The organism is Paenibacillus sp. FSL M7-0420 (assembly GCF_038002345.1).
Lineage (GTDB): Bacteria > Bacillota > Bacilli > Paenibacillales > Paenibacillaceae > Paenibacillus_AQ.
In genome coordinates this window covers 2,304,655-2,328,655 of the sequence record NZ_JBBOCJ010000001.1, presented here as the reverse complement: position 1 = coordinate 2,328,655, position 24,001 = coordinate 2,304,655, and the positions used below count along the sequence as shown (strand labels likewise).

Genomic DNA, 24,001 nt, shown 5'->3' with positions numbered 1-24,001 from the left:
TAAAGGGATTTATACACTTCATTTACTCTCCCAGCCAACTTTTGAGGTATTTAATGGGATTTATACACTTCATTTACTCTCCAAGCCGACTTTTGAGGAATTTAAAGGGATTTATACACTTCATGTACTCTCCCAGCCGACTTTTGAGGGATTTTGAGGGATTTATCCTTTATCCCACGCACAAAAAAGGATACAGCCGCAAAGCATCATTTGGTCAGGATTGCGGCCGTACCCTTTGCTGTTATCTTACGCAAATTTGCAGACATTGTTTCATTTTTATTTCAAATTTGACAGAATAGCACTGAGAATCAGGCCTGTGTCCAGGGCCATATCCTCAAAATCAGCCACAGGCAACGGATTCTTCCCCACTCCCAGCTCTACGGTGAAGCCCGGCTTGCGGAAGCGCTCGATGAACCAGTCCTTGTAGCCGGCATCGCTGCCGGTCAGCTCCACCGCCCGGTAGCCGCTGGCCGCTGCCAGCCGGGCCGACCATTCCTTACTCTCCGGCGGCTCATAGCCCCGGTAGTTCCAGTAGATCTCAGCCCCCTGGCTGTGCAGGGATACGGCGGCATCGCCCGGAACCCGCTCGGCCAGCGCCGCCAGTGCCGCCGCCTCCGGCTCACTGAGCGGCGCAGGACCGCTGTAATCGCGCGGCGCCGGGCCGGGCACCTGCCTCCTGTCGCGTTCCTCCTCCCAGTGTGCGGGGAACTGGTCTCCAAGATCGACACCGCGGATATTCGCCTTCCAGTGCCGGAAGCTGCGCCTGCCGCAGTTCCACCTCATCAGCTCCGCATAATGGGGATGGTCCGCCATCGCCCCTTCCTGCACCAGCTCGACGCCGTCGGGATTCGCCATCGGCACAGCCCAGAGCGTCCAGTCCCGGTGCCAGTCCGCTGGCTCACGCCCGTGCCAGTCCGCACCTGACGCATAGGCAGCCGCATATTCTTCAAGGAAGCGCATCAGACACGGGGACGTCAGCCACTCGTTGGCATGCAGCGCGGCATTCACATGCAGGTGGCGCGGGCCGCTGCCGATCCGCAGCAGACGGAGCGGCTTGCCGAGCACACTGTGGCCTATTACTTCGCTGCTGACACAAGAATAGCGGTCTGCAAGTCTTGCAGCATCCGCCTCCACCTCAGCCGGCCCGTATTCCCCGTGCAGATAAACCTCTGTCCCCCGGGTGGCCGCCGGAATCACCAGCACCTTGCCCGGCAGGCAGATACGTCCCGAGCTTACCCCGGGATTCAGCATCTCCAGCTCATCTATGCCAACCCCGAACAAGGACGCGATGCTCTGCGCATCGTCCCCTGCCTGCACCGCATACCGCTTGCGCGGGGCAGACGGCAGGAACAGCACCTGCCCCGGATATAAATACGGCTGGCTGCCAGCCCATGGATTCCCCTGTATGACATGCTCCGGTGTCAATCCGTGTCTTGCGGCGATACGGCTTACGGTATCTCCCCTGCGGGCAATGTATTGCTGCATAGGTCTCATCCTCCCGGCCCTCTTGTGCCGGCGTCCCTAACATCCTCCGTGATGACATGCGGGACCCGGCCCTCATGCCTAGTATATGAGCAGCAGCAGCGCGTCATGTGGAAATGTAGCAACCCGGAACCCGGATCTGATCTGTGCAGAGCTGTCCACGAAGAATCCGGCAGCAAAAGACCGGGAAGCCCTCCCGGTCTCATCCTCCGGACATTCCCGCAAAGGGTTTGTCCCTATTCAGTTCGCCGCTGTAATGCTCCCAAGCCTACATAGTAGATACTTGCCAGACTACTGGCGTCCGGCTGATCTGCTCGCCCAGCCAGTCCCGGGCGATCCGCTGGAAGATCTCCGCATCTCCACTGCAGAAGAACTGGTGAATCGGACTCTCATCCCCGCGCGCCAGCTGGCCTTTATCGTAGAGGATGGTGCTGATCTCCCGGGCCGTCTCATCCGCCGAGCTGATCAGCTTGACGCCGGGTCCCATCACCTTGCTGATCGGCTCGACCAGGAACGGATAATGGGTGCAGCCGAGAATCAGCGTATCGATCGGCTCATACTTGATCCCGTTCAGTGATTTGGCCACTGCCAGATGGCTCTCCTCCGAGCGGAATAACCCCTGCTCCACGTAGGGCACAAGCGCCGGGCAGGCTTGGCTGACCACCTGAACAAAGGGAGACAGCTGCTTCAGCGCCGCCGTATAGGCACCGCTTGTAATCGTGCCGATGGTCCCGATCACGCCGACCTGTCCGGTCTTGGATGCGCTGATGGCGGCGCGGGCACCGGGGTGAATGACTCCGATCACAGGAATGGCTACCTTGGCGGAGATATAATCAAGCGCTGCTGCTGTTGCTGTGTTGCAAGCAATGACGATCATTTTAGGATTAAATTGAATTAAATAGTCCACGATTTGTTCAGTGAACAATTTCACTTCCTCAGTGGAACGGGGTCCGTACGGGGCTCTTGCCGTATCGCCGAAATAGATGATTTTCTCCCGGGGGAGCTGTCGCATCACTTCCTTGACTACGGTCAATCCTCCTACGCCTGAGTCTAATATTGCTATTGCCTGCTGCACGAACACACCGCATCCTTTAACTCGTTTTGTGTAGCTTATGTAAGGCTGGAATAATGTGTACCAGGATTTCAGCCCCAATTGCAGATATTACCCCATTTGCCGGTTCAGTTCAAGTAGGGAAGATAAGCGGAGCCCTAACCACACGCAAAAGCCGCCTCCCGCCTGTGCAGCGGAAAACGGCTCCATACCTTTTACCTCAAGCTTAGGACAGCTTTCCTGCGGTCTTGCCGTCCTCGATAGCTTCCGCTACAGCTGCATCTGTACCGGTCACAGCTTCAATCTCAGCCTCCACCACTGCCGCTTCCTCAGCAGCCTCATATGCAGCCACCTCGTCGCGTACAGCTTCCACTGCATCGGTAACTTCCACAGCCTGCTCCGCAATGCCGCTAACAGTAGCTACATCTGCTTCTTCCACCGCATCCTTGACGGATTTGCTCCAATCCTTAACTTCGCTTACTACGGAGACTACTGCTTCTTTGGCCTTACCGTAGATCTCTGTAGTTTTCTCGCTGGCCTGGCCGGCAATAACCTGAACCTTATCCACCGCATCCGTTGTGCCTTCGGCAATATCCTTACGCAGCTCCTTACCCGGTTTAGGGGCGAACAGCAGCGCTGTCACCGATCCTACAATACTGCCGGCAAGTACGCCCCAGAGCAAGTTTTTGTTATCTTTTTTCATCATCAATCTCTCCTTTGGATTCTATTGTGCCTCTGCCCGGCCACCCGGGCGATCGCCTATTTCTGCTATATCATAAGCATAGAGAGGATGTCCTGTGACTGTTCAGCCCTTGATTTCGGAAGTTTTCTGCTTGGGAATCGGCGTGATTGCATACCGGCAGCATTGGCCGCCTTCCGCCATACACTCACTGCGCGTCACCTTCGCCTCCAGCAGCTCCTCGAACAAATGCTGCTCGCACTGGCAAGCCTTGCGGTACTGGGTAGCCACCTGACGGATGGGACAATTATACTCCCGCAGTGTGTAAGAGCCGTCCTCTTCCCTGCCCCACTCCGCCATGTAGCCCCCGGCATTCTGAATGGTTGTCAGCTCCGCAACCCGCTCCTCCAGCTCACGGCTCTGCATCACCTTGCTGTACTGGGCAAGCATCCGCCGCTTGCGGCCTTCGAACAGCATATTGACCGCATCCACTCCGCTTCCGAGGTCCAGCTCCCGCAGCAGCTCCAGCGCCAGATTGTGATAGCTTTTGGGAAAATGATCCTCCGCCCGCTCGGTAAGCGAATATACATGCATCGGACGTCCCATGGCCTGGCGCACAACCTTGGTCCTTACAAGCGACTCCTGCTCCAGCTGAAGCACATGGCGGCGGACTCCCATCTCGGTAATTCCCAATTCCTCAGCAAGAGCGCTGATCGTCAGCGGACCTCTCATCTTCAGTAGCGTCATAATCATCCGCCGGGTTGAACCGCTCTCCTGACTTTTCTTCGCCATAAAGGACCTCCTTTCTGTCTGTATGCACACAGCCCCGGCTCAGCTAGCCCGTGACCCCGCTGCCCAGCTCCTGATCCAGATACCTGCGCACCTCGCAGGCGAACTTCTCCAGAATATCCGGCAGCGTCCGGGTCATGGGGTGCAGCTCTTTGCGTTCCCACACGAAATAATCCTGAACCAGCGGCTTGCGCAAGGCGACCAGCGAGGTCAGATCCTCATAGATCCCGCTGTCTCCCAGCACCTTTTCCTCATGGATAATAGATATAATATCCTCGTAGCTTCCGGCATCACGCATAATGAACCCGTCAATCAGACAGCTGCCTACATCCGTCACGACTTCAACGGCCAGATGTAAGCACCGTTCCTGCACCAGACCCAAGAGCGTACTGCCGTCCCAGGCAGAAGCAGCATGTGCTAGACCTCGCTTAAGATCAGGGATCTGTTCAAGAATAACTTCTATTTGCTTCCGGTTGACATAATACACAGCTGACCCTCCACCCTGCGGTATTTAGTGATCTTCCTTAACATGAACTGCCGTTATTTCCCCCGCCTGCCCCGGCGCTTCAGCCAGAACACCATCACGACACACGCCGCCATAAAAACAATCAGATACGTCAATGCTTCCATCGGATACTCAAGCTCACGCATTCCGCTCACCGCTTTCCGTGCTTAATGGGTTCCAGCCTTGCAAGTACGTACAGTCTCAGATCTCGTAATCGACCGCTACCGACAACTCCTTGACCTCGTTGATATGGGCAATGACTTCCTTGTGGGCCGGATGCACCTGATACGCCTGCAGATCCTCCATCGAGGCCACAACCGTGACCAGGGCGATATCGAACGAACGCTCCGAGTGAATCAGATCGGCCCCGACTTCAATGGACAGCAGCTGCGGAATTCTTCCTTCCATATTACGGAGGACTGCAACAGTCTCTGCGACCTTGTCCGGGGACCGGTCCTTTAATTTGAAGAAAACAATATGCTTGATCATCTATCCCGCTCCCAGCCTGATTAATGTGAAATTGATTACTCAAAATATATCATAAACTGCAGCATTACTGAAACAATCTTGGTTCATGGCCAAAACAGGAGCTTTGCACTCTGGACGAATGCCGTGATGAAATGGTAAAGTCATAACAGCTAAACTAGATGATCCGTCACTTCATTAAATCAGTACACCCGGAGGTATTATGGCTAAAAATCAGCAAGAAACACATAAAATTCAGGCCTGGTCTCTGATCAACCGCAAATATCTTGGACAAGGCGTACGGGTCAAAAGATTTCGCCGCCCCAAACGCAGCCAGATCCGCAACCGCGTTCTGCTGGCCATCCTGATGGCCAAGGACATGAAGCTCTCCCGGCTCGCAGAAGAGCTCTCCGTCTCCTCACGCAGCGTAAGCGCATGGGTATATGAAGGACGCATTCCCTCCAGAACCAATCTGGACAAGGTCTGCCGCCATTTAGGCTATCCGCCCCATATCCTGTTCAATGAAGCTCTTCTGCGGCAAAGTCCGATTGTGTGCCAGCCGACCCCATCCCGTTTCATGAAAAGAACGCTCGCCCATTCACCGCAGCACAACGCGATTCTGACCGGACTCTGCATGGTATATGATTTCTCGGTAACCGATGTCAGCATCTGGATCGGCGTCCATCCCGGCACCTTCCGCAAGTGGCTGCACCACTGCCATCTGCCTACCCTGGCCCTGCAGGAGAAGGCCGAGAATTTCTTCCGCATTCCGCGGCATATCCTGTTCGCCGACTGCGAGCTGCATTAACCTTCATTAATAGGAAGCCGCAGGAAGAAGCGGGAACACGCACGCATCAGGTTCACAGTAAGGTCCTTCTCGCCGCAGGGAGGGGCCATGTTGGCGTTTCTTTCACAGAAGGCAGCTACCGTTTGATCGCAAGGATCGTTCTTAGTATGTATTCATGAGTCCCGCTCTGCGGGCTCTGCAAAGACTCGGTAAATGAACCCGTCTCCACAATCTCCGTCCCGGCAAAATGCTCCCGCAAATCGGCATCGCTGAAGAAGTGGGCATATTTATTCTCTTTATATTCAAAAGTGCCCGGCTCCAGCTCTCGTCCGCAGCCGTTATGGGGGTCTTCATCGGAGAAGCTGGTGAAATAGAGCAGTCCTCCCGTCCTGACCTGACTGAGACTGGCCTCAATCAGCCTGCGGCGTTCCCCGGCGAGGAATAAATGCAGAACATCGTAGCAGTAGACGGCATCTACAGGCTGCCCCAGCTGCGGCTCCAGTGCCGAGCCTGCAATAAAGCTAGTTCCCGGGTCCCATGCTGCGGCCAGCTCAAGCGCCGGTTCACTTAATTCTATCCCGTATACATTAAAATCAGCAGAGAATACCTTGGTATTCCGCCCATACCCGGCACCCGGAACGAGTACAGTGGATACTCCTGCCTCCTGGAATTTCCGCTTCGCCCATTCTGCCGACGGGCTTGGCTCACTGCCCCAGATCATTCCCTCCTGCGCAAATCTCTTACTCCAATACCCGGTCATGCAGCTCCTTCTTTCCTGTTCAGATTATATATCTATATAGCTGTTCCCTCTTCTCTATCATAGTCCACTCTGCCAGATCCGGCAAAGTCTATGAACACAGCAAAACGGCTGGCTCCTGTAGACCAGAGAGATCAGCCGTCTTAACGTTATAGCATCTATGAAGTTAACAGCCTACCAGCTGGACTTGGTAACGCCCGGAATTTGCCCTTTATGTGCCAGCTCCCGGAAGACGATCCGGGATATCTTGAATGTACTCAGATAGCCGCGCGGTCTGCCGGACACGCTGCATCTGTTTTTTTGACGGGTGGCTGAGGAATCCCGGGGCAGCTTCTGCAGTGCCATCACATCGCCCGCCGCCTTCAGCTCTCTGCGTTTGTCAGCGTACTTCGCCACCAGCTCCTGCCGCTTCTGTTCCTTTACAACCTTTGACTTCTTAGCCACTATAGATCAGCTCCTTCGTTCTTATTCGTTCAACGCCTGAATTAGCGCTTCAAGATTCTGCCGCATCAGACTCAGATAATCGAGATTACGGGCAGCGTCTTCCTCTGATAATCCTTCGATTGGGTTCAGCACGGCGGTCTTGGCTCCTATTTCCTGGGCAATAGTATCGGCGACACTGGAGGAGACCAAGGTCTCGAAAAAGATCGTAGTCACCTTATTCGCCTTGGCGAACTCCACGATCTTGGCCATCTGTGCAGCAGACGGCTCCTGCTCGGGCGACAACCCGGCAATCGGCACCTGAGTCAAGCCATATTGCTGTGCCAGATAACCAAAGGCGGCATGCTGGGTAATAAAGTCCTTACGCTTTGTATTTTGAAGCCCGGCTCTGAAATCCTGATCCAGCTTCTCCAGCTTGGCGATGTAAGCATCGCTGTTAGCGTGGAAGGCGGCTGCATTCCCTGGAAAAGCTGCGGAGAGTGCTGCTTCAATGGTGCGGACCTCCTTGATAGCCATCACTGGGTCCAGCCAGACATGCGGATCGAGACCGCCATGGTCGTGGTCATGGTCATGGTCTGCTTCACCGGCAGAGGAATCATTATGGGAATGGTCATGGCCGCTTCCTTCTGTTGCGGATTCATCATGATGGTGCTCATGATCATGGTCGTGGTCAGCTTCTCCCGCAGCTCCCTCTTCATGGCTGTGCTCATGCTCGTGCTCATGTTCATGCTCTGTTCCTTCGATAATCTGGAGTCCTTTACTCGCCTCTATCGTAATCAGATCACTTCCGGCAGCACCGTCCACAATCTGCTGCGCCCAGCCTTCCATGCCTGCGCCATTATAGACAAGCACATCTGCATCTGTAATATCGGCCATATCCTTCGCCGTTGGCTCCCAGTCATGCGGCTCGACTCCGGGCGGGACCAGCACCTCCACATTGGCGAGGTCACCGGTAATGCTTTTCGTAAATTCATACATCGGATAAAAGCTAACCTTAATGTTCAATTTATCTGCTGCCGGTACTGGTGAGGCTTCAACTGCAGCCGATGGTGAAGCCGCCGGACTACTGGTAGACGCAGCTTTCGTCGCAGTGTTGTTGCCGCAGCCGGAGATCACCAGCATGGCAGTCAGGGACAAGGCGGCAAGATTACGGATTCTGAATGTGGACTGTGCAGCCGAAGTGGATTTTGCATTGGTCTTGAATTTTAACATATGTTGTGAGACCCCTTTTCTTCATTGGCTTTGGAGGAATACAGGCTCCGGCGGCTTTGCAACCGGATCAGCTTCTGTACGGTAATGGCAGCTAGCAGAAATACCAGCAGAATGAGTGCAATCGTGCCTCCTGGAGGCGTGTTAATATAGTAGGAAGCTGTAAGCCCGCTGAACACACCGGTCAATCCCACGCCGACGGAGATCATTATGGCTGCCGTGAAGCCCGATGCAATCCGCAGCGCTATAGAAGCGGGCAGCACAATCAGAGCGGATACGAGCAGCACACCCACCACCGGCATAGCTGCGGCAACGGTCATGCCGGTTAGGACGGCGAACGAGAAGGACAACCACCCGGTACGGACACCGCTGATAGCGGCCGTCTCTTCGTCGAAGGTCAGGCTGTACAATGGGCGGCGCAGAATGATGAAGTAGAGAAGACCGGCTGCGGCCACCACGGCGATCAGCTTAAGCTGAGTATCACTTACGGCAACGATGGAGCCGAACAGATAGGAGCTGAAGCTCTTGGTCAGATTCTGCTTCAGGCTCATCAGCACGACGGCCAGCGCCAGACCGGAGGTCATAATAATAGCAACCGGAAGCTCGCTGTATGTACGGTAAGAGCGGCGCAGCTGTTCAATAATCAGCCCTCCTGCTACAGCTACAGCGAATCCGCTCAGAGCAGGATTCCATCCCAGTACGGAACCCAGTGCTACTCCGGCAAGGGAGACATGCGACAGCGTATCGGCCATCAGTACCTGCCTGCGCAGCATCAGGTAGACTCCCAGCAAGGGTCCAATCAGCCCGATCAGGCCTCCTGCCCAAAATGCGCGTTGCATGAATTCGTAACCAAGCATGTCCAGCCCTCCTGCTCCTTGCGTTCCAGCGTAATCACGGTATCCAGATAGGAACTTGTCTCTTCCAGGCCGTGTGTAACCATAATGACGGTCCGGCCGTGGCGGCTGACATAATGCCGCATCAGCTCATAGAATCCGGTGCGGCTGGCAGCATCCATCCCGGTTACCGGCTCATCCAGTACCAGCACCTGCGGCTGCTGGGCCAGCGCGCGGGCGATGCAGATCCGCTGCTTCTGTCCGCCTGACAGCTCGCCGATTCTCCGGTTACGGTACTCCCACATCTCCACCTGCCGCAGGCTGCTCTCGACGAGCGCCTCCTGTTCCTTAGTGAAGCGGCGGAACAATCCCAGCCCCGAATAGCAGCCGGAACGGACCAGCTCAATCACCTTGCTCGGAAATCCGGCATTGAAGGAGGCTACCTGCTGCGGCACATACCCGATTGTAAGCCTGCCCCCTCCGGTAATTTCCCGGTTCAGCGTAACCGTTCCGCTCCAAGGCTTCAGCAGGCCCAGCATCAGCTTCAGCAGCGTGGTCTTCGCTGCCCCGTTCGGTCCGGTAATCCCAATGAACTGTCCGGCCTCCAGATCCAGCGACAAGCGGTCAATGACCGGCTCATCCCCGTAACCGAATACCACATCCCTGATGGATGACAAAATCATCGTTCCTCCCCCTCTCTTTCCAGCACGCCGTGGCGCTGCCATCACGCTCCCGTACCTGATTCCGTGCTTGGTCCTACGGCTGCTGGCGTAGTTACTGCTGCGTCTATTGTTAGACACTTGTAATTCGGCCCAACCCTGTTCCACGGATTAAACAAATGAAGTATTAATTATTATTCGTAATTTTTACGATTATGTTTCAACTTCATTGATATTATCGTAATCATTACTATTTGTAAACCCAAAACCATAAATTAATCGTAATCGCACTGATTAACCTTATTCGATCCGAGTTTTTCGCATACATTCGCCTTTGCCCACGCGCCTTCGTTGCGCGTAATCCCTATTCAGCACAAAGCCGGAATCCGCACAAAGGATTCCGGCTTTGCAGACTATCATTTACAGAAGCAGCTATTCCTGTCCGGCAGCAAGCAGCTCCTCGACAGGCCAAGGAAGCGGGTTGTTGAATGCCGTCCAGTCCTGCTTCATCTCCTCTGCGGTCAGCAGGCAGCGGTCCAGGCGGGCTTCGATATCCTCACGGTTCATCTGAACTCCGATGAAGACGATCTCATTCAGCCGGTCTCCCCACTGCCCGTCCCACTTCGCCAGCACATCCGGTTCCGCAGCCAGCACTTCCTGCTGCTGCTGCTCCGGCAGGGTAGCCAGCCAATAACCGGCGGGACCGAACTGGATCGACGGCCCTGCCTGGCTGATGGTCGCTGCCAGATCACCGCTGGCTGCCAGCCAGACTAACCCTTTTGCCCGGACAACCTCAGAGGGCCAGTTACTGAAGAAGAAGCTCAGCCGCTGCGGGTGGAACGGTACTCTCCGGCGGTAGACGAAGGAGGTGATGCCGTATTCCTCAGTCTCCGGTGTGTGTTCCTCTTTGGCAAGCTCTGCGATCCAGCCGGACGACTGGCTGGTCTGTTCGAAATCGAATAATCCCGTATTCAGAATCTCGGATAGCTCCACTTGTGCGTTCACCGTACGGATGATCTTCGCGCGCGGCTGAAGACTGCGCAGAACGGCCTCCAGCTTGTTCAGCTCTGCCTCCTCCACGAGATCACACTTGTTGAGCAGCAGCACATCACAGGTCTCGATCTGATCAATCAGCAGATCGACGATATCCCGGAAGTCGCCTTCGCCCGCCATCATATTGCGGTCCAGCAGACTGTCGCCCGAGGCGAAATCATGCCAGAAGCGGTTGGCATCGACCACCGTAACCATCGTGTCCAGCCGGGCCAGCTCTGTCAGGTCGATATCCAGCTCCGGGTTCGGGTAAGTGAAGGTCTGAGCCACCGGGACCGGCTCGCTGATCCCGGAGGATTCGATCAGAATGTAATCGAAGCGCCCCTCCGAGGCGAGATGATTCACTTCGCGCAGCAGGTCATCGCGCAGGGTGCAGCAGATGCAGCCATTGGACATCTCCACCAGCTTCTCCTCGGTGCGGGAGAGGCTGCTGCCGGATTTCACCAGATTCGCATCCACATTCACTTCACTCATATCATTGACGATAACAGCGACCTTCAGGCCCTCACGGTTATGCAAAATATGATTGAGCAGTGTAGTCTTGCCGGAGCCAAGATATCCGCTTAGCACTGTTACAGGAATTTTGTCCATTGTATTCTCCTTGTACTTTATATTTTCATGCTAGAAACACTCCGCAGCTTAGCGGGTCTCCCGGTGCAGCGTGATGCGCTTCAGGCGCGGGCAATATTTTCTCATCTCCAGGCGTTCCGGTGTCGTTCTCTTATTCTTCGTAGTGGTGTAGTTGCGGTCGCCCGTCTCTGTACAGGCTAAGGTAACGATTACTCTCATTTCAATCAAGCTCCCTTCTATTTAATCGTAATTATTACGATTTACACATTCTACACGCTCCCGCCCTCCGCTGTCAACAGCTGTCCAGGAACATTTGGACTCTCTTAGATTAGTGTTCTTTCCTGAATAAGCTTGACGTATAGATGGAATTACAAGCGGAAGCGGCTTGGCCGCCTTCTTATGGGGACGGTACTATTGGAGCGGGAGAGTGAGCCATGAAGATACCTGTGATTATACTGAGCGGATTTCTGGGGAGCGGAAAGACAACCCTGCTGCTGAGTCTGCTGAAGGAGAGCCAACGGAGAGGGCTGAACCCGGGGGTTATCATGAATGAGCTGGGCGCAAAGGATGTGGACGGCTATATCCTGCAGGAGAGTACCGGCACAAGTGTGGAAAAGCTGCTGGACGGCTGTATCTGCTGCAGCCGCAAGGAGGAGCTGCCGCGCAGCCTGACCGCCCTGCTTATGCGCCGCCCGGATATCATCTACATCGAGCTTACAGGGGTAGCTGACCCGGACGAGATCGCGAAGTCGCTGCTGGCACCGGCGCTGGCAGACCGGCTGCAGCTGCACCACGCCATTACACTGCTGGATGCCGAGAATGCACTGGAGTACAGCAGCCGCTTCTCGTCCGACAAGCAGCTCGTCCGCACCCTGCGCAAGCAGATCACCACCGCTGATCTCATCATCGTCAACAAAAGCGATCTGGTAGAACCGGAGACTCTGTGGAAGATTGAGAAGATGGTCTACAAGCAAAATTCGGAATCCGAGATTGTATTCACCCACTACAGCCAGATTAATCTCGCCCCGCTGCTGACAGGCATCGCTGTACGCGGATTTAAGGGCTCTGCTCCCCGGCGCGGTCCCGGCAATATCAGCGGCGCCACCCTCCAGCGGATGAACACGGGCAGTAGGAGCGGCGGCAGCATGGCGGCAGTACATGAGCCTGAATCCGAAACGGACGGCTCTTTCGCCCAAGTGGCAGCAGTGACGTTAACCGTTCCCCCGGCATGGACCGGGAGCCTCCGTCAGGAGGAGCTGGAGCAATTTTTGCGGCAATGGGGCTACAGTCTGCTCCGGGCCAAGGGCCATGTACGGCTGGCAGGCCGGGAGTCCGTGCAATTGGTGCAGCTGGCGGGTAACCGTATTTCCTGGGAGGTATCAAGCTACCCGGGCCAGCCTTATATCGTCTGCATCGGTCTGAATCTGGACGAGAAGGCAATCAGCCGCAGCTGGGCGTCGTTATTCAGCTAAGAACCCTGTGCGGGAAGGAGCCGATGAACCCTTGACAACCCTTACGCCGTTTAAAATATTGCCGCTGCTCTTTTCCGCCGCTTTTCTGCTCACAGCGGGCAGTCTGTGGCTGCCCGGGCATCTAAGCCTGCTGGACAACGGCTATGTTGACACGTTCAAAACCGCATTCCTCGGCATTCTGCTGGAGGCTTTGCCGTTTGTCCTGCTGGGCGCGCTGCTCTCTTCCCTGCTCCGCGTCTTCGTGCCGGACGAGCTGATCTCACGCTGGATTCCGCGCCGCGCGCTTCCGGCAATTCTCTTCGGCTGCCTGCTCGGGATACTCTTCCCCGTCTGTGAATGCGGGATGATTCCGCTGGTCCGCCGCCTCATGCACAAAGGGATGCCGCTCTACGTTGCCATCGTCTTCATTCTGTCCGGTCCGATCCTCAATCCGGTCGTCTACGGAGCAACCCTGACAGCCTTCCGCTCCCATCCGGAGCTGGCCTACACCCGGATGGGACTGGCTTTTGCCGTAGCGGCATGCATTGGCCTGATCATCTACGGGACCGTCCGCAGATCGCCGCTGCGCCTGTCCATCCGCCGGGAGGGAAGCGAAGAGCAGCATGGCACACTACGCGGGGGACGGGCGGCGGCGGTCCTGGTGCATACGTCGGATGAATTTTTTGAGATGGGCAAATTCCTGATCATCGGCTGTCTGCTGACTGCGGGAATCCAGACCTTCATGAATCAGAGCAGCCTGTCCGCCATTGGTGACCGTCCGCTCGGCTCCTACGTGTTCATGATGGGACTGGCCTTCGCACTCTCGCTCTGCTCTACCTCCGACGCCTTCGTTGCGTCCACCTTCCTGCATACCTTCCCGGCCGGGGCGCTGCTCGCCTTCATGGTGCTGGGACCGATGCTCGATTTCAAGAACGCCCTGATGCTGCTCGCGCTGTTCAAAACCCGATTCGCCCTGTACCTGTTCTTCCTCATTGCCGCGGCCGTCTTCACCGGCTCCGTGCTCGCTTCATTCTGGCTGTAGCTGCCCTGAAATTCCGAATATCTGGAGGAGGATCTGCATGAATAGCTCTGGAAGCATCCGGTTTCACTATATACTCAGGGCGGTTATTCTGCTCGCCTTCGCCCTCTATATCGGACATCTGGTCCAGCTGGATGCCCTCCATTATTATGTTGCTCCTAAGCTGGCCCGCTGGATCAGATTATGCCCGGTTCCGCTCTCCCTGATGGCGCTCAGCCTCGGGCTCCAAGCTGTGCTTGGCAGAAGCTCTGCCCTGTGCGATTGCGAGCACCGCCTGCCCCGTTCATTCCTGGGCAGCTCCGCGCTGTACAGCCTGTTCCTGCTCCCGTTGTTGCTCGGGTTCCTGCTGCCCGACCGGGCACTCGGCAGTGCCGCAGCGGCCAAGAAGGGCCTTGCCCTGTCTTACACTGCCGTTGAGCCCGGCACCAGGGCTAGCTTCACACCGGCCAACCCTTATGAGGCTGAATTTGCAGAGCTGGCCGGCCAGCTCTACAGGCAGCCCGTCATCCCTGTGTTCCCTGAGATTTTCTCGGAAACGCTGGGCGCCCTTAACCTGTACAAATCGCAATTCGAGGGTAAGGAGATCTCTGTATCAGGCTTCCTGTACCGTGAGCCGCAAGGGTCCGGCCAATCCGGCTACGCAGTCAGCCGCTTCCTGGTCCAGTGCTGTACGGCAGATGCCACTCCTTTTGGCATTCTCCTAGAGCCGGGTACACAAATAAGCCTGCCCGCCGATACCTGGATTGAGGTTCGGGGCAAGCTTCATGTGACGTCCCATGAGGGCGTAGAGACTCTGCAGATCGCTCCGCAGAGCATAACCGCAGTGGCAGCACCGTCCACACCTTATGTGTACACGAACGCCGATGCCGCAGCGGCATGGACAGAGCTGCAGCCTTGACTAGATGACCGCATCCAGCGCGTCGTCATCCTCCAGCGAAGACTCCGGGTTCGAGATTTCCACCAGGAGACGAGCCGGAATACAGATAATCTGCTGCTTCGGCCGGGAGATGAATCCCATGTCCAGCGCAATGGTCAGGGGAGCATCCGAATAGGTCATCTGAATACCATAATCGAATACCTTCAGCGTGTTATGACCATATCTGGTGCGGATATCAATAATCTGCTCTTCCTTGGTCAGCTGTACAGTCTTGTAGGCTTTGCCGTTCACGGTGATTACGGCCTCCAGCTCCCCTTGCTTATACGGATGATTGTGGTTAGAGAACCACTTGTAGCCGTAGATGGAACCGGCAGCCAGCAATACAATGAGAATCAGCAGGAAATCTCCGCGCTTCATCGTTTTCACTCTATTGACCCTTTCGCTTACCGTTATATATTCGTAATTCTTACGATTTATATAATAGTAATGCAGACAAGGGAAAGCTGTCAACGTGAATAGCGCTTGCTTTGCCTGCCAGCTATCCGGCCTTTTATATTACTAGACTATCTGCGGATGCTGCCGGACCATTCCCTCAGCACTCTGTCCAGCTCATCTCCACGGATCGGCTTGGGAATAAAGTCCTGCATCCCTGCCCGGAGGCACATCTCTTCATCTTCCTTGCGGGCAAAGGCAGTGGCGGCAATAATCACCGGAGACAGCCCCATCGCCTCGCGGATCTGCCGGGTGGCTTCAATCCCGTCCATGCCCGGCATCTGAATATCCATGAACACCAGATCATAATGCCGGGACCGTACAGCTTCTACCGCCTGCTCGCCGTTCACTGCCAGGTCAGAGGTGTAGCCGCGCTTTTTGAGAAAAGTCTGCAGGATCTGCTGATTCACCGGATGGTCCTCCGCAACAAGAATAGACAACGGCCCGTATTGACCCTCGGGATAATCCAGATTGAAGATTCCGCCCTTATACTCCTGAGTGGCAGCAGCTCCTGCCAGCTGCGCCTGGCCCGGCTCCTCCACCGAATACATCACACCGATGGTGAAGTAGAACTCCGAGCCTTCTCCTTCGACGCTGTTCACACCGATCGCGCCATCCAGCAGCTCCACCAGCTTCTTGCTGATCGCCAGACCCAGTCCCGTCCCGCCGTACTTGCGGTTGATCGAAGGGTCCAGCTGGGAAAAGGACTGGAATAACAGGTTCTGGCTGCCCTGCGGAATGCCTATACCGGTATCGGTTACCGAGAACCTCAGAATCAGCGAGCCCGGCTCCCCGGCAGCCTCCAGCTTCACTGAGACGCCGACCTCGCCTTCTTCCGTGAACTTGACCGCATTGCCGACGAGATTCACCAGCACCTGCCTCAGCCTGGTTTCGTCGGTGATGACAACAGCCGGAATATCGGGCTCAATATGGCTGCGCAGAACCAGCCCTTTCTCCTGGATACGCGGATAGAACAGCTCACAGACGTTCTGAACGACCTGCCGGATATCCACCGGCTGCAGATCCAGCGTCATCATGCCGGATTCAATCTTGCTGAAATCCAGCACCTCGTTGAGAATATGTACCAGCGCGGCACCGCTTTTATTGATAATCTGGGTGTAATACTGCTGTTCCTCCGTAAGCTCTGTTCCCGACAGGAGATCGGCCATCCCGATAATTCCATTCATCGGCGTACGCAGCTCGTGGCTCATAATCGCCAGGAACTCCGACTTGGCCCGGTCAGCCTTCTCCGCAGATTCCTTGGCACGCTCCACGGCCTTCTCCTCGGTGATATCCCGGAAAACAACCACCGCCCCCTTGTGCTCTCCGTTATCATATAATGCCGTCATCCGGTATTTGACCAGGAAGCTGGAGCCGTCCTGACGCCAGAAGATCCCTTCCTGCTCCTGCTCATAAGAGAGGTTGGTCTTCAGCAGCTCCGCCAGCGTCCGGTGTCCTCCGGGATACAGCTCGCCGTCCATCCAGGTCTGCGCTATCGTATGCAGCTTGATATTGCCAGCCAGCTCCCCAGGGTTATATCCGAGCATGACAGACGCAGCGGGATTGATAAATACCGTCTCCCCCTCCAGATTCATGCCAAATATCCCCTCAGATACAGAGTTCAGGATTAGCGCATGCTCATAGCTAAGCTTCTCAATCTGCTCCAGATACCGCTTAGGCTCTGTAATATCACTGGTAATGGCGAATACGCCGACCACTTCAGAATCAATGAGCATAGGGACATAAATCATCCCTACCTCCACCCTCTCCCCGTCGTGACGGATCACCCGGGTGTCGAAGGTCTGAGCCATGCCTCCGGCTGCCGCCAGAAACCGCATATTCACATGCTCCAGCTCATCCTCTTCAATAATCTCGCAGTAACTTGAATGCATCAGGGTCTCCCTGCTGTATCCTGTCAGCTGCTCCAGACTGGCGTTCATTGACTGTATGTACCCCTGCAGATCCATGGCACTGATGGCAGACGGGTTATATTCGAAAAGCGACTTGTACCGGTTCTCGCTCTCACGCAGCTGCTCCTCCATCCGCTCGCGCTCGGTCACATCCTGCACCATCCCGCGGATCAGCTGAACCTTGCCGGAGGCATCCAGGATCACCTCCCAGTGTGCATAGATAGACTTACGTTCCTCGCTGCCCTTCACTCTGAAAATCGCCTCGCCCTTAGCCCCGGACTTCAGCGTATAACGCAGCTCTTCGCGCAATCTGTCCAGGTCCTCCGGCACTACACAGTCAAGCAATTGAGCATAATGAATCACGGTATGATTTCCGCAGTTCCCGCCTAATTCAAAGATGGCCATCAGCTGGCTGGAGACGATCAGCTGCTCATGTACGGAATTCCACTCCCAGGAGCCCATTTGCCCCAGCTCCTGCGCGGCAGCCAGCATATCTTCAACCTTCTTCCGCTCGGTGATGTCATGGGCAATCGTCAGGATCTGCCGCACTTCGCCTTCACGATTCCGCACCACCTGGAAGGAGCTCTGGGTCCAAAGATAATGGCCGTCCTTATGCCTGACCCGGCGTATAAAGGTGTCACTGTCGGAGTAGAGCTTCCCCGGTTCGGTCATTTCCAGCGCATCTGCTTCATGGTAATAATCCGTTTTGTTGCGGCCGATCATTTCGCTTGCCGTATAACCGAGCAGCGTTTCGACTGACGGGGAGACGTAGCGCAGCGTTCCATCGGGATCGGCGAATGAAATCATATCCGGGGTGTGCTCCGTAATCAGCTCGAAGAGCTGGTGGTCCTCCTCTATCTTCTTCTCCGCCATCTTGCGCGCGGTAATATCAGTCATCTCCGCAACCAGATGGGAGGGAGGGCCGGTCTGTTCATCAATGATCAGAAAAAGATGCAGGGCAACCCAGAGCATCTCGCCATTCTTATGTACGAACCGCTTTTCGGTATCTACAGCCATATCCGGGCTGCTTATTAAATAGTTCACAATCTGCCCGTGATCCAGGGTAGACCCTTCATCCGGAAAGACGATATCCTGGTAACGCAGCTCCTTGAGTTCGGTCTCGGTGTATCCAAACATCCCGCAAAGCGCAGGGTTGGCCATGAGCATAGTTCCATCCGTAATGGATACTGCCGCATATCCTATTGAGGACCGCATGTACAAGTGCTTAAATAGTGTGTCGGACAAAGCTAGAGCCTCCTCTGAGAAAATGGGGGACATAATTTAGTAACATTATACCTTTTTTTCGGAATTTATGCTCCAGACCTAAAGTCCCGCTAATGAAGATACAGAAGTACAAAAAAAACCGCCCTGGTCACTTTCATGACGTCAAGGCGGTGGTTATAGGTTAGTCCAGTCTCCTGCGCGGCAGCCAGAAGGCACAGAAAAGTACCAGCGTCAGCGAAAGACCGGCAAGCAGCCACTTGCCGTTATCCCATGGCTCCTCAAGCAGGCCGAACAGGTAAAAGGGCCCGGTCAGTTTGCCCTTGGTGGTGAAATCCAGCAGATACCAGGAGAATCCGGCAATATATCCGGCTGAGAGATTACCGGCCAGAAGAGTGGCCGTCAGACCGGCTGACCCGATCACAATGGCGGAGATTGCCGTCCCTCCCACCATCGGCCATAGTTCAAAATCTGCGCCGCTTACATGTATCCAGGCGATCAAAGCAGCAACTGCAAGGAAGATATATAGAGCAGTAAGCAGCCAGCGGAACAGAAACAACGGAAGATGACGCACCCGCTTGGCATAGAGCACCTCCTGGATGCCGCCATCCTCCAACAGACCCAGATGAGGGTAGACGATCAGTCCCAGCAGGCTGAGGAGCAGTTCTCCCAGCTTCGCAACCTGTAGCCTGTCCATGAACACAGGGTCTATGAATATCGGTACGGCTGCCAAAAGTGCCGCTGACAACAACCAGGAATAATGCACTGTCAGCTTAAGATTGTAACGGGCGAGCGGAGCGAGGATCTGACGGCTCATCTCAACGCCCCCGATGCAGGCACCGCCGGAGTCCGCTTCGTCTTCTTCCTGCCAAGTGGCTGTGCCGAATCCAGACGGCTGCGGTTCCGCTCCCAGAGCCAGGCTGCCCCGGCGGTCAGAAGAACGGCCAGCAGCAAGTAAAAGCTGCGGTTAAGGGCAATCTCACCTGCCCAGCCTTGGTACAGATTATAATCATTAGGTGAATTGAAGCGGATGAACAGCCGGTTCAGCCCATAGGAGCCCATAAGCGGCAATACGGATACGAACCACCAGACGATCTGCAGGGCGATCGGCACAATGCCCCGGCGGAACAGCATGGAGCCGAACATCCCGAAGGCGACCGAGATCCACAAGGTGGGCAGCAGCCACCAGGCCGTATAGCTGAGAAAGACTGATATAGCCTGTCCCGTCTGACCTGTAAGCCCAAGCGTATCCACCGTCTGCCAGCCCCCGATGACAGCCAGAATGAGGTAGACCACAGAGAGCATAATCCCTTGGGCGATAAACTTTGACCCGACATACACCCACGGGGAGACCCTGCGGCTGTAGATCAATTCATTCATCCGGCTGGAGCGGTCCCGCAGCAGCAGGAAGGCGGACAGAAAGACCGGGAAGATCCCTGCCGGCAACGACAGATAATCACTGAAATAGCGAGCGGCTCCGGGCAGCAGCTCCCCTGCGTCTACCTTCACATTATACTCCGCAAGCTGCGCTTCCTGTGCCTTCATTGCTTCGTCCACAGACGTTGTAGCATAACCGTAGTTACTCAACCCTTGCTGATACATACTGCTTCCGCCCAATTTACTGTTCAATGCCTCAGCGATCTGGTACACCTCATCCACAGTATATTGGCCGGGGTCCTTCAGGATCTTATCCAGTTGCGAGATGGCAGCAGTTAAGGCGGCCTTCTCTCCGGCATCCAGTTCCACCTCCATCGGGAATCCCAGCCTCAGCTTCTCACCGGCTCCATCATTCAGATCCCACTGCATATGAATCTTCATCTGTTCAGCCAAGCTGCGGGCATCCCCCGGAGTGGCCCAGCCGTAATATGGCTGTTCCGCAGTCCCCATATTCTGCGGCGTACTTATTACCGGGGGACTGAGCTCTCCCCAGGTCTCCTCCGTAGCATAAGAAGTGAAATAGAAGAATACGCTGGCAATTACAAACAGATAGAATACCAGACTGCGCAGCGTCATGCGCATCTCCTTGCCGATCAATGCCATCATACGTAGGATTCCTCCCTGCGCATCAGGTGGAGGTACGCATCTTCAATCGATGGCGCGGCTTGCTGTGCCCCTGCGTAGGGCTGCTCCTCAGCGAGCACCCGGACCCGCATGCCTGCGCCTTCCGGCACGGCAGACAGTACCGGGAAGCGGTCGCGGTCCCGCTCCCACTGCGCCCGGTCCAGCTCAGCAATCCAGACACGGCCGGCCGCAGCGGCGGTAAGATCACCTATTCTGCCGTGATACCGCAGACTCCCCTTCTGCAGTACAGTCATCTGCTCACAGGTGGACTCCACATCTTCAACGACATGTGTCGACAGCAGGACAATCCTGCCCTCGGCGAACCGTCCCAGCAGCCGCCGGAACCTGATTCGCTCCTCGGGGTCCAGCCCCGCTGTCGGCTCATCGACAATCAGCAGCTTCGGCTCATGCACCATGGCCTGGGCTACGCCCAGCCGCCGCTTCATCCCGCCGGACAGCGCCTTGACCTTGGTCCGGCGCTGCTCCGTAAGGTTCACTTGCTCCAGCAGATCGTCTATTCTCCGCTTCCGCTCGGAGCGGCCGGCTATCCCGGATAACAGCGCAAGATAATCCATGGCCTCATAGACACTCATTCCGGGATAGAAGGCGAACTCCTGCGGCAGATAGCCAACCAGCTCGCGCACCCGGGCTTTATCCCTTAAGGGAACCCCGCCTATCTCTACCGTTCCTGAGCTTGGCGTCAGCAGGGTGGCGAGCAGACGCATCAGCGTAGTTTTGCCTGCCCCGTTCGGCCCCAGCAGGCCGTGAATCCCTTCACCCACCCGGAAGCTGATATCCTGCAGTGCCTGCTTGCTCCCATAGGTCTTAGTTAAATGGTTAATGATTAGCTCCATTTCATCTCTCTCCCTTTCCTGCAACTCCCGTTCAACCGTCGTTCTCCAGACTCCACATCAACTCAAGCTTCTCGATCATCAGACCTGCTGTAATCAGAAGGAGCGACAGCGCAACACATAGCCCCCGATCCACCTTGCCGATCCAAATCATCAGGGCGAATACTGCTGTAACGATTGTGATGCCTGAGACTGTCAGAATCTTGCGTCTGGCCAGCACCCTGCGGTTATACAGCACTTTCTGCGCTTCACGCTTGTCGTATTCCAGCAGCCGGGCCTTGCGGTAGACCTCATCCAGAAATAGCTGCTCCTGTTCCGTTGACTTCACAATCCCACTCCTCCTTCTCGTAGATCTGCCTCAGCTTCTTGCGCGCCCGGTGCAGCAGCACCTTGAAGCTCACTTGATTCCGGCCCATCACTGCGGCCGCCTGTTCATAAGACATCTGTCCCACATCCACCAGATAGACCGCCTGCCCGTAGTCCTTCTTCATCTGATGCAATCTTCTGCGCCATTCCACATCCTCTTCCCGGATGATGGCCAGCCGTTCAGGATTCCCCTCATCCGGGTTATGTACGCTGCTGCTCTCCGCCGTATAGGGCAAGCTCTGCTGCCTTGCACGCTTACGGACCGAGTCTATGCTCTTGTTGCGGAGAATGGTAAACAGATAGGTTTTAAAGGATGCCCGGTAATCATATTTCTCCGGGTACACCAGCAGATAGGCGAAGCAGTCCTGCGCCAGATCCTCAGCGGTATGATAATCCCCGGTCAAGTGGTACGCAAACCGCACAGCAGGCTCCCGGTATTGCCGGACCAGCCATTCAAACGCCTCCCGGCTCCCTTCCCTGAACCTGATTAGCACCGCCTCTTCATCCGGCTGAGAAGCCGCCGCCTCATCCGCCGTCATCTGGTCTGCTGCCACAAAACCTTCTCCTCGCTCACTTTCGCTCCCGTTCGTCTCACACGCCTCCTCTCCTGCCAGCCGTCTGCTATTTATTCGTCCAAGCCGGGTAAAAGGTTACAGTCTTTGAGATTTTGCCCTAGCATCCTTCACGTGGTCCGCTTGGGGATTCTCACCGCCACTGTTGTACCCTGGCCGATTTCGCTGTGGATCGTGATCCCGTACGCCTCGCCAAAATAAATCCGGATTCTCTCCTGGGCGTTGAACAGTCCATACGATTTGGATTGCCTGCTTAATACCGTATCCATCGTCTCCTGGGTCATTCCCGGACCGTTGTCTTCAATGCTGAATACAATCGTATCTTCCTCGAAGCCCGCCCGCAGGCTGATCCTGCCGCGCCCCTCCCGCTTGTTGTCCACGCCGTGCTCAATCGCATTCTCTACAATAGGCTGCATAATCAGCTTGATCATGTGATAGCCCAGCACCTCCGGGTCCACCTCGTACACTACATCGAAGCTGTGGTCATGCATAATCAGCTGCAGATCAATATAAGATTTCGTATTCTCCAGTTCATCCTGGACGCTGATGACATCCTGCCCCCTGTTCAGGGTTGTCCGGTAGAATTTCGAGAGGGTTGTGGTGATTTTACTGATGTCATACGCTTTAATGCTTATAGCCTTCCAGTTGATCAGCGACAGAGAGTTATAGAGAAAATGCGGATTGATCTGGGCCTGAAGCGCCTTCAGCTCCGCGTCCTTCTGCACAACCTTGCTGCGGTAGACTTCATTGAACAGCTCATTCAGACTTTGCAGCATATCCTTGAACCGTGAGGTCAGCTCGCCGATCTCGTCATTGGAATCGACCACAATATCCACATGCAGGTCCCCTCGGGTCACCCTTTTCATCGTGCGGTTCAGACGGTAGATTCTTCTCACGAATGCATTCGACAACAGCCAGACCGCAGGCACCAGAATCAGCAGGCAAATCCCGACCGTGAGCATGGTGGCGCGGAGAATCGTCTTGGCATCAACACCGATCGAGTTCTTGGGCATATAAAAGACAAGCTTCCACCCCGTCACGCCAAGCGTCTGGGAGATCACGATGAAATCGCTCGCGTGCTCTTCCGCTTCCTTAGCTGATTCGAAGGACGGCAGCCTGTTGTGATAGTCATACACAGGCTCCCCCGCCCCATTCTCGACCAGAACGCCGTACTCACCGGAGACCACATTGGTCAGACCCGCAAACATATCCTTGCTGTCAAAGCCTAAGTAGATCAGGTTGTCATATTGCGTTCCCGAGCCGCCCACCATTCTCCGCACCGCGGATAAGGCCGTTCCCTCCTTGATCCAATGCGTCTGGCCGCTGGCCATCGCCGCTTCATACCATGGCTTCCCGGATACGCTGCTAATCGGCAGAATCGTATTCTTCCGCTCCGTGATGTTGTTCCCTGTATACACCGTCAGCTGGCGGATCTCTTCGTTCAGGAACAGAAGCGTATTGAACAGCGGCTCCACGATGGTGTTCAGATCATTGTACATATAGTAATAATTGTCCGAGTAATCATTGTTGAAGACGGACACTACACTGGAGTTGAAGGTGAACGAGTCCAGCGCGGCATTGAGCTTGCCGAACTTATAATCCAGATTGGCGGCGATCTCCGACACATTGTCGGTTAAGGTCAGCCGGGCCTGCTGAACGAGCAGACTCCTGGATTGATCATACGAATACCAGCCAAGCACACTGAGCGGAATAATGATAACGAGCAAATAAGAGACAAACAGCTTATGCTTAATTCTTAAATTCCTGATGAACCGGCCTGGGCGCTCCAGATCTACCCCTCCTGTCTTAAGCCTCTTGTCCTTATAACGTAGCATTGCCCCCGGCAAATAACAATCGGTAAAAGCAGCGGTCCGCCGCATGAGT

The 24,001-nt window shown here is 55.4% G+C and carries 25 protein-coding genes; 4 read left to right on the top strand and 21 right to left on the bottom strand.

Annotated features, from left to right (window positions below; translation table 11 throughout):
• Positions 1-276: 276 nt before the first annotated feature.
• The 6 genes from MKX51_RS09730 to MKX51_RS09705 form a co-directional block, all read right to left on the bottom strand.
• The gene (locus tag MKX51_RS09730; protein WP_340941964.1) at positions 277-1,485 is read right to left on the bottom strand and encodes a M14 family metallopeptidase; all 1,209 of its coding nucleotides are present in this window, start codon (positions 1,483-1,485) and stop codon (positions 277-279) included.
• A 265-nt stretch (positions 1,486-1,750) separates the two neighbouring features.
• A complete protein-coding gene (gene racE, locus MKX51_RS09725; RefSeq protein ID WP_340941965.1) occupies positions 1,751-2,557 on the bottom strand; it encodes a glutamate racemase in 807 nt (268 codons plus the stop codon).
• 202 nt (positions 2,558-2,759) lie between these two features.
• On the bottom strand, positions 2,760-3,239 hold the full coding sequence (locus MKX51_RS09720) for a YtxH domain-containing protein (RefSeq protein ID WP_340941967.1): 480 nt from the start codon (positions 3,237-3,239) through the stop codon (positions 2,760-2,762).
• 99 nt (positions 3,240-3,338) lie between these two features.
• Positions 3,339-4,004 carry a helix-turn-helix transcriptional regulator gene (locus tag MKX51_RS09715; protein WP_340941969.1) on the bottom strand — a complete coding sequence of 222 codons (666 nt, stop codon included), beginning with the start codon at positions 4,002-4,004 and terminating at the stop codon, positions 3,339-3,341.
• 43 nt (positions 4,005-4,047) lie between these two features.
• Entirely contained in the window at positions 4,048-4,488 is a 441-nt protein-coding gene (locus tag MKX51_RS09710; RefSeq protein ID WP_340992208.1) for a DUF86 domain-containing protein, read from the bottom strand.
• 219 nt (positions 4,489-4,707) lie between these two features.
• On the bottom strand, positions 4,708-4,995 hold the full coding sequence (locus MKX51_RS09705) for a Dabb family protein (RefSeq protein ID WP_036702274.1): 288 nt from the start codon (positions 4,993-4,995) through the stop codon (positions 4,708-4,710).
• A gap of 199 nt (positions 4,996-5,194) precedes the next feature.
• Between MKX51_RS09705 and MKX51_RS09700 the strand changes: the two genes are divergently transcribed.
• The gene (locus MKX51_RS09700) at positions 5,195-5,779 is read left to right on the top strand and encodes a helix-turn-helix domain-containing protein (RefSeq protein ID WP_036702276.1); all 585 of its coding nucleotides are present in this window, start codon (positions 5,195-5,197) and stop codon (positions 5,777-5,779) included.
• Positions 5,780-5,894: 115 nt separating this feature from the next.
• On the opposite strand, the gene MKX51_RS09695 is transcribed toward MKX51_RS09700, so the two are convergent.
• The 7 genes from MKX51_RS09695 to rpmG form a co-directional block, all read right to left on the bottom strand.
• Positions 5,895-6,518, bottom strand: coding sequence for a class I SAM-dependent methyltransferase (locus tag MKX51_RS09695; protein ID WP_340992207.1), 624 nt, complete (start codon positions 6,516-6,518; stop codon positions 5,895-5,897).
• Between the two features lie 171 nt (positions 6,519-6,689).
• The gene (gene rpsN / locus MKX51_RS09690; protein ID WP_076078385.1) at positions 6,690-6,959 is read right to left on the bottom strand and encodes a 30S ribosomal protein S14; all 270 of its coding nucleotides are present in this window, start codon (positions 6,957-6,959) and stop codon (positions 6,690-6,692) included.
• 21 nt (positions 6,960-6,980) lie between these two features.
• Entirely contained in the window at positions 6,981-8,168 is a 1,188-nt protein-coding gene (locus tag MKX51_RS09685; protein ID WP_340992206.1) for a metal ABC transporter substrate-binding protein, read from the bottom strand.
• Entirely contained in the window at positions 8,162-9,022 is an 861-nt protein-coding gene (locus MKX51_RS09680; protein ID WP_445321994.1) for a metal ABC transporter permease, read from the bottom strand. Before MKX51_RS09680 ends, MKX51_RS09685 begins: the two co-directional genes overlap by 7 nt.
• Positions 8,974-9,681: a metal ABC transporter ATP-binding protein gene (locus MKX51_RS09675; RefSeq protein ID WP_076078376.1), complete on the bottom strand. Its 708-nt coding sequence runs from the start codon at positions 9,679-9,681 to the stop codon at positions 8,974-8,976. The genes MKX51_RS09680 and MKX51_RS09675 overlap by 49 nt, the downstream gene beginning before the upstream one ends.
• Positions 9,682-10,089: 408 nt before the next feature.
• Positions 10,090-11,298, bottom strand: coding sequence for a GTP-binding protein (locus MKX51_RS09670; protein ID WP_340992205.1), 1,209 nt, complete (start codon positions 11,296-11,298; stop codon positions 10,090-10,092).
• 48 nt (positions 11,299-11,346) lie between these two features.
• The gene (gene rpmG / locus MKX51_RS09665) at positions 11,347-11,496 is read right to left on the bottom strand and encodes a 50S ribosomal protein L33 (RefSeq protein WP_036702285.1); all 150 of its coding nucleotides are present in this window, start codon (positions 11,494-11,496) and stop codon (positions 11,347-11,349) included.
• A 215-nt stretch (positions 11,497-11,711) separates the two neighbouring features.
• Between rpmG and MKX51_RS09660 the strand changes: the two genes are divergently transcribed.
• From MKX51_RS09660 to MKX51_RS09650, 3 genes are read left to right on the top strand one after another with little or no spacing between them, the layout of a single operon-like run.
• Positions 11,712-12,749, top strand: a complete 1,038-nt coding sequence (locus MKX51_RS09660) for a CobW family GTP-binding protein (protein ID WP_340992204.1) — start codon at positions 11,712-11,714, stop codon at positions 12,747-12,749.
• A gap of 31 nt (positions 12,750-12,780) precedes the next feature.
• Positions 12,781-13,770, top strand: coding sequence for a permease (locus MKX51_RS09655; protein ID WP_340941984.1), 990 nt, complete (start codon positions 12,781-12,783; stop codon positions 13,768-13,770).
• Positions 13,771-13,807: 37 nt separating this feature from the next.
• Positions 13,808-14,665 carry a TIGR03943 family putative permease subunit gene (locus MKX51_RS09650; RefSeq protein WP_340992203.1) on the top strand — a complete coding sequence of 286 codons (858 nt, stop codon included), beginning with the start codon at positions 13,808-13,810 and terminating at the stop codon, positions 14,663-14,665.
• On the opposite strand, the gene MKX51_RS09645 is transcribed toward MKX51_RS09650, so the two are convergent.
• The 8 genes from MKX51_RS09645 to MKX51_RS09610 form a co-directional block, all read right to left on the bottom strand.
• Entirely contained in the window at positions 14,666-15,061 is a 396-nt protein-coding gene (locus tag MKX51_RS09645; protein WP_340944619.1) for a NusG domain II-containing protein, read from the bottom strand.
• 146 nt (positions 15,062-15,207) lie between these two features.
• Positions 15,208-18,291 (bottom strand): PAS domain S-box protein, encoded by a 3,084-nt coding sequence (locus tag MKX51_RS09640; RefSeq protein ID WP_340992202.1) that lies wholly within the window; start codon positions 18,289-18,291, stop codon positions 15,208-15,210.
• Between the two features lie 160 nt (positions 18,292-18,451).
• The gene (locus MKX51_RS09635) at positions 18,452-19,084 is read right to left on the bottom strand and encodes a hypothetical protein (RefSeq protein ID WP_340992201.1); all 633 of its coding nucleotides are present in this window, start codon (positions 19,082-19,084) and stop codon (positions 18,452-18,454) included.
• Entirely contained in the window at positions 19,081-20,310 is a 1,230-nt protein-coding gene (locus MKX51_RS09630; RefSeq protein WP_340992200.1) for an ABC transporter permease, read from the bottom strand. Before MKX51_RS09630 ends, MKX51_RS09635 begins: the two co-directional genes overlap by 4 nt.
• A complete protein-coding gene (locus tag MKX51_RS09625) occupies positions 20,307-21,182 on the bottom strand; it encodes an ABC transporter ATP-binding protein (RefSeq protein WP_340992199.1) in 876 nt (291 codons plus the stop codon). The genes MKX51_RS09630 and MKX51_RS09625 overlap by 4 nt, the downstream gene beginning before the upstream one ends.
• Positions 21,183-21,213: 31 nt before the next feature.
• Complete coding sequence (locus tag MKX51_RS09620; protein ID WP_340992198.1) at positions 21,214-21,507, bottom strand: hypothetical protein; 294 nt, start codon at positions 21,505-21,507, stop codon at positions 21,214-21,216.
• On the bottom strand, positions 21,470-22,099 hold the full coding sequence (locus tag MKX51_RS09615) for an RNA polymerase sigma factor (protein ID WP_340992197.1): 630 nt from the start codon (positions 22,097-22,099) through the stop codon (positions 21,470-21,472). The genes MKX51_RS09620 and MKX51_RS09615 overlap by 38 nt, the downstream gene beginning before the upstream one ends.
• Positions 22,100-22,227: 128 nt before the next feature.
• The gene (locus tag MKX51_RS09610) at positions 22,228-23,997 is read right to left on the bottom strand and encodes a sensor histidine kinase (RefSeq protein WP_340992196.1); all 1,770 of its coding nucleotides are present in this window, start codon (positions 23,995-23,997) and stop codon (positions 22,228-22,230) included.
• Positions 23,998-24,001 lie beyond the last annotated feature (4 nt).